At 47.3% G+C, this 13,598-nt stretch carries 10 protein-coding genes and 1 tRNA gene; 7 read left to right on the top strand and 4 right to left on the bottom strand.

The genetic code is table 11. The annotated features are described in order from the left end of the window. Positions 1–649 precede the first annotated feature (649 nt). The 3 genes from RIM23_RS27755 (at position 650) to RIM23_RS27745 (ending at position 7,104) form a co-directional block, all read left to right on the top strand. A complete protein-coding gene (locus RIM23_RS27755; protein ID WP_446371312.1) occupies positions 650–3,115 on the top strand; it encodes a WD40 repeat domain-containing protein in 2,466 nt (821 codons plus the stop codon). Between the two features lie 371 nt (positions 3,116–3,486). Beyond that, positions 3,487–6,333 carry a M16 family metallopeptidase gene (locus RIM23_RS27750; protein WP_446371310.1) on the top strand — a complete coding sequence of 949 codons (2,847 nt, stop codon included), beginning with the start codon at positions 3,487–3,489 and terminating at the stop codon, positions 6,331–6,333. Between the two features lie 276 nt (positions 6,334–6,609). Continuing rightward, a complete protein-coding gene (locus tag RIM23_RS27745; RefSeq protein WP_446371308.1) occupies positions 6,610–7,104 on the top strand; it encodes a plastocyanin/azurin family copper-binding protein in 495 nt (164 codons plus the stop codon). A gap of 19 nt (positions 7,105–7,123) precedes the next feature. On the opposite strand, the gene RIM23_RS27740 is transcribed toward RIM23_RS27745, so the two are convergent. From RIM23_RS27740 to RIM23_RS27725, 4 genes are all read right to left on the bottom strand, one after another. Next, on the bottom strand, positions 7,124–8,494 hold the full coding sequence (locus RIM23_RS27740; protein WP_446371306.1) for an AtzE family amidohydrolase: 1,371 nt from the start codon (positions 8,492–8,494) through the stop codon (positions 7,124–7,126). Further along, positions 8,491–8,679, bottom strand: a complete 189-nt coding sequence (locus tag RIM23_RS27735) for a DUF4089 domain-containing protein (RefSeq protein ID WP_446371304.1) — start codon at positions 8,677–8,679, stop codon at positions 8,491–8,493. Before RIM23_RS27735 ends, RIM23_RS27740 begins: the two co-directional genes overlap by 4 nt. A 57-nt stretch (positions 8,680–8,736) precedes the next feature. Next, positions 8,737–10,314: a metallophosphoesterase family protein gene (locus RIM23_RS27730; RefSeq protein ID WP_446371302.1), complete on the bottom strand. Its 1,578-nt coding sequence runs from the start codon at positions 10,312–10,314 to the stop codon at positions 8,737–8,739. 94 nt (positions 10,315–10,408) lie between these two features. Further along, positions 10,409–10,672, bottom strand: coding sequence for a hypothetical protein (locus RIM23_RS27725; protein WP_446359200.1), 264 nt, complete (start codon positions 10,670–10,672; stop codon positions 10,409–10,411). Between the two features lie 279 nt (positions 10,673–10,951). Here RIM23_RS27725 and RIM23_RS27720 point away from each other — a divergent pair, with 279 nt between their 5' ends. The 4 genes from RIM23_RS27720 (at position 10,952) to RIM23_RS27705 (ending at position 13,483) form a co-directional block, all read left to right on the top strand. Then, positions 10,952–11,710, top strand: coding sequence for a choice-of-anchor W domain-containing protein (locus tag RIM23_RS27720; RefSeq protein ID WP_446371300.1), 759 nt, complete (start codon positions 10,952–10,954; stop codon positions 11,708–11,710). A 165-nt stretch (positions 11,711–11,875) separates the two neighbouring features. Beyond that, complete coding sequence (locus RIM23_RS27715; protein ID WP_446371348.1) at positions 11,876–12,817, top strand: TIGR04168 family protein; 942 nt, start codon at positions 11,876–11,878, stop codon at positions 12,815–12,817. A 30-nt stretch (positions 12,818–12,847) separates the two neighbouring features. Further along, positions 12,848–12,932 (top strand) — tRNA-Ser (locus RIM23_RS27710). 95 nt (positions 12,933–13,027) lie between these two features. After that, positions 13,028–13,483 (top strand): DUF3531 family protein, encoded by a 456-nt coding sequence (locus tag RIM23_RS27705; protein ID WP_446371298.1) that lies wholly within the window; start codon positions 13,028–13,030, stop codon positions 13,481–13,483. Positions 13,484–13,598 lie beyond the last annotated feature (115 nt).

Genomic DNA, 13,598 nt, shown 5'->3' with positions numbered 1-13,598 from the left:
TACATGGGGGATGTCACCCCTCCCTGCTATCCTTGATTGTGTCATCCTGACCGATAACCAAGGATTGTGAAAACTGGGTCAATGCCGATATGACTCGGATAAACCTAGAGTAGGGACAATTTATGAAGCATCCGTGTCAACTTAAGCTACAGCCCTCACCCCCTACCCCCCTCGTTCCCCCCTTTTTAGATCCCCCTCGTTCCCCCCTTTTTAGATCCCCCTTCCGTCCCCCTTTTTAGATCCCCCTTCCGTCCCCCTTATAGATCCCCCTTCCGTCCCCCTTAAAAAGGGGGAGACCAGAGGATGCGGGAGCCTTTGTTGCACGGGGGAAAACAAAGGATGCGAGAGCTTTTTTTGCACGGGGGAGGACAGAGGATGCGGGAGCTTCTGTTGCAAGGGGGTGGGAGAGGAAAGCAATATGCCTTTCCTTGATGCTAGAAGCGTCTGGAAGTGATGGTTCCCGTTGGAGGACAGAGGAATGCGGGAGCTTCTGTTGCAAGGGGGGAGAAGGGGTTAGGGGATGAGAGAGAAGTGATAAACGCTATACTCTCATTAGTTTTAAGATTAAGTTGAGAAAAATGTTCAATAAGAGTCCCCACAGATGGTGGTTCAACGGTAAAACAAGCGTCAATCCTGACGATTCAGGTCAATGCTGCCTCTGGATATAACTGTTATGGAGCCGTGGTTAAAATTACTTCTGCAATGGGCTATTCCCGTTTTTAAGACCTTAGTCTATCTGAAAACGACCAATCAATTCAGTGGTATACCCTTAAACGAGAAACCAACATCTGAACCCAAGCCTCTTATCTTACCCTATCAGGCGGTCGATGAACCCACTCATAGGGAAAAACTGATGGCGATGGGGCAACATTTTGCCAACAAACTGCCAGACGTGATTCACGCTTTCGCGCAAACCCTGGACGAAACGGATCACCTACAACAGCAGCACTTCCAGCAACAGAAAGCCCTTCAGCAACAACTCGTCGCCGAACATCGCGAAACCCTACTCAAACTCGCCGCCTATCAACGGCAAACCACCCTCGAGTTACCGGAAGTCCATAAAATCCTCGATCATTGGCCCCTACGCCTGTTTCCCTCCCAACTGCTAGAACCGCATCGCCCCAATCGCCCGATTCCCCTGCGAATTTTTATTGCCCCTCCCCAGGTTCAGTTTGAACGTTTTGGCGAGATGAACTCACAAGTACCAGACATTGAACTGGGTTTGGCGCAACGACTGCGAGAATTCTTAAGTCAACATTATCCCCTACACTCTCAAGTGAGACCCACTGAATTTTTAGGGGGGGCGTGGGAGAGTAAGCGGTTTCATAGTGAATCGAGTATTAAGGCGCTTTTTAGTCTGTTGAAATCTGAGCCAACCTTGATTCTAGAGTCGGAAATTGATGGTGATTTTATGATTTTTCGCCTCGCCTATTGGGGTTTAGGACAGGACAGTTATTGCTATTCAACCTTATGTAAGCTATCCTATCGAGATTTTATCTATGAATCAGCAAAAGTCCGGGCGCTGAAATGGAAAACCACACGAGATAAACTACTGGCATTGGGCAAGAGTATTGAGGATATTAATGCCAAAGGGGGTGACAATGCGATTAATTTAGCTTACCTGGAAGAAGCCGAGGAATTGCAACAAGCTGGAATTGATCCGCGTGAATTGATTTTTCCCTATAAAGTGAACCGTGGCGACTGGGACAACTTTTGCCAGTTTTTAAGTACCTGTCACTGTTTAGTTGCTGGCTGGGTGTCGGATATTCATCATTTGGTTCACTCGGATGTATCGCCGCTTTTGCCAGAATTATTACCGCCATTGATTGCGGAAGTTTCTGATCCCGATTTAGTTCAAGTGGTGATGCAAACCACCCTTTCAATTTACCAAGAGGTGTTAGAGTCACTCGTCAGGGAACGCCCCTACTGGGAACCGGAACTAAGTTTAAAACTAGCACAGAGTTTAAGCTGTTTACCCGATAAATCCTGGGCAACGATACAGATTAAATCCTCTGTGAAAGCGTGGCTGCAACAACGGAAACAGCCTCATATAGAAGGCTTGCAGGCATTTGAGGCGATGGGATTGGTATTAACCCAACAGGATCAAAACTATTGCCAGATGCTGCAATCCTGTTTAGCCGCCGTGGGAGATGAACAGGGGGCAAATCAAGTTCAGGAATTATTAGAGGCGATCGCATCCCCTCAACAGCCGCAGACCTGTGCTAATTTGATCTTAGCCTCTACGTTCACGGGACTCAGTGGCAAAGTAAGCGCGATCGCAATTCATCCCAATGGACGCACCCTGTTAAGTTGTGGGGGTGATAGTACAATTAAGATTTGGGATATTATCAGCCTGAATTCGACACCCATTCAGCAATTAAATGGGCATTCAGGTGGGGTTTTGACGCTTACCCTTAGCCGCGATGGGCAGATTTTAGCCAGTAGCGATCAGTCTAAAAATCGCAGTTATATTAAAGTCTGGAATCTACATCAGGGTAAACTGCTGTGGACGCTTTCTGGACATCGCAAGCAGATTCATTCCCTAGCGATTAGTCCGGATAATCAAACCATTGCTAGTGGTTCGCACAAAATTAAGTTATGGAACTTAAACACCGGTGAACCCTTCCGCACCTTATTTGGGCATAAAGAATGGGTGTATTCCCTGGTGATTAGTCCAGATGGTCAAACTTTAGTCAGTGGAAGTGGGGATAAAACGGTTAAAATTTGGAAATTGGCGACAGGAGAACTATTGCGGACGCTAAGTGGACATAAAGCCAGTGTGAGGGCGGTGGCGATTAGTCCCGATGGGCAAACGATTGTTAGTGGAAGTGAGGATAAGACGATTAAGGTATGGGATTTTGAAACCGGGAAACTTTTGGCTACACTAACAGATCATACAGGAGCGGTGTATGCGATCGCGCTGAGTCCAGATGGTGAATATCTGATCAGTGGGAGTGAGGACAAGACGATCAAGGTTTGGCATCTGCATCGGGGGGAACTCATCCAAACCCTTGATGAGCATACCGCTCCAGTATACGCCCTTGCCATTGATTCCAATGGACTCCTTGCTAGTGGGAGTGAGGATCAGACGATTAAATTGTGGCGTCCCTTGTAGAGACGCACCATGGCGCGTCTGTAGGCGCACGGTAGTGTTCATCCGTGTCAACTTAAGCGGAAAACCCTCACCCCCAGCCCCTCTCCCAATGTTATAGCGCTTCGCTAGGCGTGTATTTACACATTAGAGAGGGATGCTTGATCAGGAGGGATTTAGAACGGTTGTACTGTAACTACGCGAGAGCGAACTGCTATAAATCTACAAAGTCTTGATCTTGATATAACTTGCCTGATTCGTTGAATGGGGGACTGATTTAAGGCTGGTGGGCAATGCCCACCCTACGGGATAGCGAGGGTTTCGGCGACTCGGATTCTCTGAAGTTCCTCTAGAAGGTACAATGCTCAAATCAAAGGAGCAGTATTATTAACCGTATGCCTGGGTTTCATCTTCTCAATCGCTATTTCTTGCCCATTCTACTTTTTAGCCTCTGCCTTAGCGCCGTGCTACTTTTCTCTAATACAGCAACTTTGAGTCAAACTCCTCTACCCCACACCAACTCTGATTCCTCATTGTCTCTCACTGAAACGGTTCGCAAAACTGTACTGGACAACGGTTTAACCGTTCTCACCAAAGAAGTCCATTATGCCCCTGTTGTCACTGTCCAGGTATGGTATAATGTCGGATCGCGCAATGAAACGCCAGGATTAAATGGAATCTCGCACCAGCTCGAACATTTAATGTTTAAAGGCACAACCAATCGCCCGATTCAATTTGGTCGCTTGCTGAGTGCTTTAGGCGCAGAATCGAATGCCTTCACCAGTTATGACCAAACGGCATATTACAACACCGTTAAGCGCGATAAACTCGAAGCCCTGCTGATTCTGGAAGCAGATCGGATGCAAAATACCCAGATTAATAGCGAACAACTCGCGACGGAGAAAGGGGTGGTTATTTCAGAGTTAGAAGGGTATGAAAATGACCCAGAATATCGCCTCGATCGCGCGGTCATGGGGCAACTTTTTCCTAACCATGCCTATGGTTTACCCGTTGGTGGCACTCAGGACGATGTGGAACGTTTTACCCTGGAACAGATTCAGGATTATTATCGCACGTATTACAGTCCTGACAATGCCACTGTGATTATTGTCGGTGATTTTGAAACCGACAGGGTTCTGAATGCGGTTAATCAGTATTTTGGTACAATCGGTGTCAGTCAGCAGGATTTAGACAGGACGGATTCCAATACGGCAAGGGATAGAGGAGCAGGGGGTGTAGGGGCGGGTTTGACGGATAACTTATGGCGCCCAACCGATAACTTGACTAAACCCGCCCTTCTAGGGGAAGCAAGGGAGAATCCTGTTATATTACAACAACCCGGTAGTGCGGCGCTGGTACAGGTGGTTTACCCTCTACCTAATATTAATCACCCCGATGTTCCGGCGATTGATGTGATGGATTATATTTTGACATCAGGACGTAGTTCCCGAATCTACCAAGCTTTAGTGGAGTCCGGATTGGCAAGTGATGCGGGGGGGTATGCGGCGAATTTCCGGGATAAGGGCTGGTATGCTCTATTTGTTACGACTGATCCAGGTGAAGATCTTAACGCGATTGATAGCGTCCTGCAAGAGGCGATCGCGTCTTTACAAAACCAAGGCGTGACTGATGCTGAACTCAACCGCGCCAAAGCTCAACTCAAAGCAGGACTGATTCTAGAAAACCGTGATGTCACGAGTCAAGGTTTTCAATTAGGGGTGGATCACACCACGGCGGGGGATTATCGCTTCATCGATCGCTATTTAGCCGCCATCGCCCAAGTATCAAGCCAAGACGTGCAGCGCGTTGCCCAAGAGTATCTTACTCCGCAACAACGTACTGTTGGCTTGTTTAAACCGACTCAGATTCAGGATGAACCCAGTCGCGGTATCGGTAGTTTTAGTAAAACAACTGAACATTTTTATGCTGAGTCTCCAGCCGAACCCGCAGCAGTCGCCCAGTATTTACCCCCTGTCGTTTCTGATTCAACCTTGGCAACAAACCAACCCCTACCCGAACAATTTATTTTAAACTCAGGGATACAGGTGCTAATTTTGCGCGATCGCAGTACGCCAACGGTGACTTTAAATGGATATATTCCAGTAGGTAGGGCAAATGATCCCCCTCAGAAGTCGGGTTTAGCGGAACTCACGGCTGAAAACCTGATGAATGGAACTCAGACTCAGGATGCATTAACCCTTGCTCAAGGTTTAGAAGATCGGGGAATTAATTTAGACTTTTATACGGCGCGGGAAGGTACATTTATAAGTGCTAGTGCTCTGTCTCCTGATCTGTCTTCTTTAATTCCCATCCTCAGCGATGTTTTGCAACAGGCTACATTTCCGACGGATCAACTGGAATTAAGCCGTCAAAGGGCATTAACCGATCTGCAAATCGAATTAGATGACCCCGCTTCTTTGGCACAGCGTACCTTAGCCCAAACTCTTTATCCAGAAAATCATCCCTTTCACAGTTTCCCGACGTTTGAAAGCCTGAGTCAAATTACTCGTGATGATGTAGTGCAATTCTATCAGGAGTATTATCGTCCCGATACTACCATCCTGACGCTGGTTGGCGACTTTGAACCCCAGCAGGTGCGATCGCTCCTAGAACAGGAATTCAGCACTTGGACAGCCCCAGGGAAGCCGCCTCAGCTAACGATTCCTGCGGTTGAGCTACCTTCTAGGGTGGTGCGTCTCAATCGAGTGTTACCAGGGAAATCCCAATCGGTTACATTTATGGGTACTGACGCGATTAATCGCACTGATCCGCGATACTATGCGGCGTTAGTTCTCAATCAAATTGTCGGCGGCGATACCTTAGCCAGTCGTTTGGGAACCGTGATTCGCGATCGCTTAGGCTTAACTTATGGGATTTACAGTTCCTTTCAGACAGGAATACACGACGGTTCCTTTGTGATTGAAATGCAGACAGCCCCCGAAGATGCTCAAGGTGCGATCGCGAATACGATTAATTTACTGCAACAGATACAGGCGCAAGGAGTTACAGCAACAGAAGTAGCTACAGCTAAACGCTCAATTACCAGCCAATATCCAGTCACACTTGCCCATCCTGACAACTTAGCCCAAACCATTCTCGACAATCAAGTTTATGGGTTAACCTCCAATGAACTGCGGGAATTTGTCCGTCACATTGAAGCCGTTAGCTTAGAACAAGTCAATCAGGCGGCGAAAGAATTACTCCATCCTGATAATCTGGTAATAGTAACGGCGGGTTCGTAGTAGGGGCTTTAGCCCAAGATTTCTGTTCTAACTTTTCACGGCAAGTCTAGAAACCTGAGTCGGGGCGGGTTTAGTTCCATCTAGGTGTAACCAAAAAGATAGCCGTGAAACCCGCCCCTACATAATCAATACTCGCGTTGCTCCACATACGGTGAAAGTCAGGATTCTGTTGGGTTTCGGCGCGTCAACCCAACCTCCTGACTTTTACTAAGACGAATACATAAAATAGATGTAATCCAAATGGTGCAATATTTGAATAGTATGATGTCAATAAAAATGTCCTTAAATCGTCTCGTAGTAGGGGCTTTAGCCCCTGATCGTCACCTCTGGCAAAATCAATGGCTTCGCCGATGCTTAACCGCAATCATTGGACTAATTCTAGGAATTAACGTAGTATGCTTCCCAGCGATCGCGGCGACTCCAGCCGTAGAAGTTAATGTTAGTTTGGGCAATCAAGCGGATGAATTGAAGTTCTTCCCCAACCAATTTGAGTTTGTCGCTGGTACACGCTATAAACTATTGCTGGATAATCCCAGTCCCCAAAAGCACTACTTCACCGCCAAAGACTTCGCTGATGCGAGTTGGACTCAAAAAGTTGAAGCCGCCAAAGTAGAGGTTAAAGGGGCAATCCATGAACTGGAACTAAAACCGACTGGTGAAGCTGAATGGGTATTTGTGCCGATGAAACCGGGAACTTATGAACTCCATTGTTCAATTCCTGGACATACAGAAGCAGGTATGGTAGGAGAAATTACGATAAAACCTTCCTAATGTCAGCTAATCACTGAATTCATAATTTATTCTCCAATACGGCAGCTACGCGCAGTATCATGGCTTCATTATAAGGAGCAGCAATAATTTGCACACCCAAGGGCAGAGAACTAGAGGGCTTGACAGGCACTGATAAAACAGGTAATCCAATAAATGACAAAGGTTGGGTAAATAGTCCCAAATTTGGGCGCACTAATACCTCTTCTCCCCCAATTACCATTGTTTCTTGATCTAAGCCAGGGGCGACACAAGGCGTAGTCGGGGCGAGAATAATATCCACCGTCTGAAACACTTCTCGTACCCTTTGGCGATACCATTGGCGAAACCGTTGCGCCTGAATGTACCATGAGGCGGGAATTAAAGCCCCCGCTAAAAAACGATCGCGCGTGGCTCTGTCAAAGTCTTGCGGACGCGATCGCAAGTTGGCAAAATGTAGATTAGCCCCTTCTGTCGCCGTAATAATATAAGCCGCCGCTCTTGCCCGATGCGCTTCAGGTATCCTAACTGTAGCGGTGACATTTAGCACTTGGGCGACTTTGGCGACAGCATCCAAGGCTTCTGGGGTAGCGCCTTGAGCAAAATACTCCCCCGCCACCGCAATCCGTAATCCTTCAATTCCCTCTTCCAGTTGTGGTAAACAAAGTTCTGGGGGACGTTGTGTACAAACCGGATCACGTTCATCGCTTCCCTGAAGGATATCATACGCTGTCGCAATATCCCGTACTGAACGGGCAAACGGACCAATATGGTCTAAACTACTGGAAAATAAAATAGCCCCTGCCCGTGATAAACGCCCATAAGTTGGTTTTAACCCAAAAACTCCGCACAATGAAGCGGGAACCCTGATTGAACCATTGGTATCGGAACCCAAGGTAAGGGGGACTAATCTGGCTGCAACCGAAGCGGCGGAACCGCCAGATGATCCACCGGAGACACGAGTCGGATCATGAGGGTTTGGTGTTGCCCCATAATGACTATTTACAGTCACAAACCCATAGGCATATTCATCCATATTTAAAGCCCCCACCAGCACCGCCCCCGCTTGCTTAAGTCGGGTAACGGCGGTAGCATCGTGGTTGGCTGGGGGATTTTCGGCATTAATTTTTGAGCCGGCTAGGGTGGTTAATCCAGCAATATCAAATAAATTCTTCACCGCAAAAGGAACCCCAGCCAAGACGCCAGGAAATTCCCCTCGGCTAATCGCCTGATCCACCCGTTCCGCCTCAGCGATTGCCGTATCAGCCGTAATTGCGGTAAAACAATTTAAGCTAGGGTTACGGGAATCAATCTGCGCCAAACAATCCCGCGCGATCGCACTGGCGGTTACTTCACCCTGATAAACCGCCGTAGCTATCCCCACAGCGTCGGCTTGTCTCCAATTAAATGTCATGGTTCAAAGATTGGTGCGGCTTCTATAGTATCCGGTAAGGGAAAGTCATTCACCAATTGTGCGATCGCGGCAATTCGAGTAATGTTATCCACGACACCAGGACGGTATTCTGGGTCAATCGGCAAATCAATAAACTCCGCCATGCGATCGACATATTCACCAACATCAAAGGTTTCTTTGGTCATAGCTAAATCTGTTATGAATTCCCTATTGCCTGTTCTGTGTCCCCTGTTCCCTGTTCACTAACCAATAACAAAGGCTTCCTGGGAATAATTATCCCAGGTTCGGTGACAGCGTTCAGCAATAAACGGTTGAACTCGGAAATTCGGCGGATCACCCTCTAGAACATCAATCCGTAAAAATGAATAGAGTCGCTGCTTTTTAGAACCATGACCATGACGACCGACATAAAGACGCGATCGCGCTACCATACGGGAGGGATTATTGTTAATAAACCCAACAGATTCCATTATCTCTGAACCTTCTTTGCGTTGACGTCGTAAACTATGACCACTCCCACCGCAGATAATCCAGGGCATATAAGAATCCGCGTGTCCGGTATCAACCGTTTCTAGATATTCTAAACAGTGGGCATGACCGGTGAGCACCAAATCCACCAAAGGACGCCCCTGGGCTACATCACCCACCTCCGTCGCCACAGCATCCAAAACTTGACGGAGGCGGCGACGAACTGCCCATGTTTGTGCCTGTTGCCATTTGGTTGCTTCGGTTACGTAGGGGGGATGATGCAGGTAAATCACCCGTCCCCGTACCTCTTGAGTCTGCCAAGACTGGGTTAGCCGTTGGCGTAGCCAGTCCAATTGTTCAAAGTCAATAGTAGTTTCTTCATCCGATGCCAATTGTTTATTAATATCCAAGCTTAGTTCATCAATTTGCTCTAATTTCACATTCAAATCATCAAGCTGTTCTGCTTCTTCCGGGTTATCCGCATCCAGGGTAGCGGCGGTTTCCATAAGTTGCATTTTTTCGGCTTCTAATTCATCCCGTCGCTGTTCTAAAACGCGGCGAAAGGCTTCCCCTTCTGGCGTGGCTGGAATCGGTGCGGGGGCGTTAAAGGTATTGGAATCAAGGGCAAAAAAGTCAATTCCGCCACTACGGAACGTATAGTAACGGTTCGGTAAACGGGTAAATTCTCCGGGTTGATAGCGCAAGCAACGTCCTGTGTCTGTTTTCGCCGTATAGTGGTCGTCTAGATGATTTTCCAACTTTCCCCACTGCTTCAATGGCTTCAGATAGTCCAGGAATGCCTTGGTGTAAGCTTTACCCTGATGTGATCCGTGCCAACCTACATTCAGATCGAGTTTAGTCTTCAACAGGTGGCGCAGGGGCCAAGTTACCTGTGCGATAAAGCCATAGACGAAGGGTAAATCATAGTAATCGTGATTTCCAGGGATGGTGAGGAAGGGAAAATTAAACACCATTTGGTCATAAGCAATTTTATGGTGAGAGTCGCCATCGACGATAAACTCGCGGTAGGGTTTGATAAAGTTTTGGGGATAATATTCACTCGAACCTACCTGATATACCACGTCACCGGTATGCAATACAAAGCGGCAGTCATCGCGGTGATTTAGCATCATTTCCACAATTTTGCGTTGTGGATCATGTTGTTTATGAGATCCAAAGCCTGTATCACCGACGACTAAAAATGAGAACTCTGGATGATCGGGTCTATCATCGTCTAGTACCAGCCGAGTTTGATCGATATCCCGTTCAACGATTAGCGGATCTTGCCAGCGAACTCGTTGTTTCATCTGCTGGATTTTTTCGGCAATAGGAGGATCGGACACAAATTGCATAATGGTTCACTGCCAAAGGTTTGCGTTTTGAGGTTATCCTCCGATATCTAGAATGAGCATCTATCTGAAAGTGGGGATCTGAGCAAAGGATGCTCTAGCGAGGAAAACACTTGCGTAGCATGATTTGACCAACTAAACCATTTTCCTTTGGGGATGCGAAATGGACAACCTCAATTACAGTGAAGCAGGGTCCAATATGGTGCAGCATCCCTTCAGCAAACGAGATCAACTCGCCGCAACAGGGTAGCCGAGATAATTCCACCCGTTCTCCGTTTAAGTCTTCCAACTCCGGTGAATAGTCTTTATGGGATGTTCTGGGGGCGTTCTCGAACATCATTTGTACTTTAACCCGTTCCATCAATAATACACTCCTGATTCAACGCCTATAGTAGGTTAACTCCCAATTGCCACATTTTCCTCACTCCGATAGAATTTTACCGACGCTGATTAATCAAAGAATCATACCGATTAGCACCAGCCACATCCAAGTTTTCCCAGACATTGCACTCCAGGTAAGGGCTTCAGCCAGCAATTTAGGCAGGTTAAATGAGGGGGGAGAATCCTTAATATTTTTCTCTGTTCAAAGAATTAAACTAGATATAGAGCAAAATACTGTCTCGTCTATTTGGGAGGTCACATGAATACGATACAAAACAAGCTAGTCACCACAACCTTGGCGGTGGGAGCCTCTGTCCTCGGTTTTGGCATGTTATCCCAACCCGCTGCGGCGATTAATTTAACCTTTGTCGGCGAGGGTGATATTCCCCCCCCAAACTGGACTAACTTGAACTGGACGGTGGAAGGAAGAGCGGGTGCTAAAGGCTTTGCCGACTGGGAGTTTGCCACCAAAGAAGATGATGGATTGAGAACTGTTGAGCAGTTGAACTGGAATTGGCAAAATGGTCAAGAAGTGCCATGGATGTTAACGTGGGATGGGAATACCGTTTCCTTTAGCCTCGGTGGGCGAACCATTGCCTTTAACCAAGAGAACCCACCTGCTAAGTCTTTTAATGGCTTTTACCTCTGGACAAGAGCAACAACGGCATCGGGTAAAGTCGATCCTGAGACTAAAATGTTTCTGGAAGTCAACCAGGTTAATGGAATCGCAGTCAATCCAGTGTTCAGTTCCGCTATTGCCCCCCCAGGTCAGGGTAACACCACTATCACGAAAAACTATTTTGCTAGTGATACCTCAATCACATCGCTTTCGGGTATTGCCAATATGAGTTGGCTACTGGGTTCTCCTAATCCTAACCAAGCGAATGCTCGTTCGCTAGTGGGCTTGAAAATAGAAGGATTTTCTTATGCTTCAGTACCGGAACCCGGTACAGTTGCAGGACTAGTCGCCATTGGGTTGTTCGGAGCCAGTTCGGTGCTATGGAGTAAAAAAGCTTAGAGTTAATGGCACTGAAAAGCGTGCATTTGGGGATCGCCGAAACCTTGATATACCGTAGGGTGGGCATTGCCCACCAACCTGAACAAGCGTGCCATTAAGTAGGGACTTGGTAACCAAGCCCCTACTTTTTATGCTGGAAACAGGAACAATTAAGAAACCATGAATATGACCAGTCATAATCAGCCATCTATTAAAATAGCCGTCGTTGGTGATGTTCACGATCAATGGGAAGCACAAGACGCGATCGCACTCCAACGGTTGGGTGTTGACTTGGCGCTGTTTGTCGGGGATTTTGGCAATGAGTCGGTGGGTGTAGTTGAGCGAGTTGCTGCGGTTGATCTGCCCAAAGCTGTGATTCTGGGAAATCACGATGCTTGGTATACCGCATCAGCTTGGGGACAGAAAAAATGTCCGTACAACCGTCAACAGGAAAATTGGTTACAAGATCAGTTAGAGGCGCTCGGAGATGCCCATGTTGGTTATGGATATTTGGACTTTCGTGATCTTCAGCTTTCGGTAGTCGGGGCTCGTCCGTTTAGTTGGGGGGGATCAGCATGGAAAAATCAGGATTTCTATCGAGATTGGTATGGGGTCAACAGTTTTGAGGAGTCTGTTGAACGAATAGTCGCCGCCGCCAAAGCGACAGAATACAACAGGATTCTGTTTTTGGGTCATAATGGACCGACGGGGTTAGGCGAGGAAGCCGAATCGCCTTGTGGTAGGGATTGGCATCCCTTGGGCGGAGATCATGGGGACCCCGATTTTGAAGCCGCGATCGCACAAACTCAGGCGATGGGAAAACAGATATCCTTGGTCACATTCGGTCACATGCATCACCGATTACGCCACACAACCAAGCGATTGCGAACTATTGTCACCACCAGTTCAGAGGGAACGGTGTATCTCAACTCAGCCAGTGTACCCCGAATTGTGAAAACGGAAACAGACCGACTGCGAAATTTTTCCCTGGTGTCGATGAAAGAGGGTGTAGTGGCTTCAATTTCTCTGGTTTGGGTGGGAAATGACTATTCTGTAGTGCTAGAAGAGTTTCTCTATCGGCGCCCTCAACCCTTTGGCGGACAATTTGTTTCTAGACAGTCGCCATGAACGCTTAGGCTTGATATGATAGATAAGCCTGGAGAGGTGGCAGAGTGGTCGAATGCGCTCGACTTGAAATCGAGTGACTCGAAAGAGTCCGTGGGTTCGAATCCCACCCTCTCCGTTACTGTTGGGGAAGCTGGGGAAGCAGTCTTGATTCCGATTCCCTGTTTCAGCTTAACCTTGTCACATTTCTAGATAACTGATGATTGATGACCTATGCGGGTAGAGTTTCGCGAGTATAACCCATTCGATTTGTGGATCTGGCTAGAGTTTGCCACTGTTCCTTCCCCCATGGAAAAAGATTATATTGAAGAGTTATTCAATTCATGGTTTTACCTAGGAAAATTGGGAGGATTTGATGCGGAAAATCTCCAAGTGCAGGAGACAGGTGTAGATATCAGCTATATGGAGTATGATGACCGAGAAACAGACAGCGCCCTCATGGCACTGATGCACAATCAAGGAGACTTTGATTATCAGGGAACCTGGGGACGCTGCTGGTTTGATTTAGGGACATCCGATGCGATCGCACTTGATGTTCTGATCAATTCCCTGAAGCAACTGTCTCAAGAATATGTTCACATCGAACGGCTGATCATCGGCGGTGAGAATGAAGATTGGCCCGTAAAAAGCCGTCAAGAATCTATGTTTTACCGTTCAAGCGATGGGTGAAGGCTCCCACGCTCTTTAGCTGGGAGATGAAACCGAGCGAACCGTCTAGGTAGCGAATAAATTCGCCAGTCAAATAATTCGGATAACGTTCTACTATTGTGGTAATGTAAATACA

This window comes from Coleofasciculus sp. G3-WIS-01 (genome assembly GCF_040223135.1).
GTDB lineage: Bacteria > Cyanobacteriota > Cyanobacteriia > Cyanobacteriales > Coleofasciculaceae > Coleofasciculus.
This window is presented reverse-complemented; position numbering and strand designations above follow the sequence as displayed.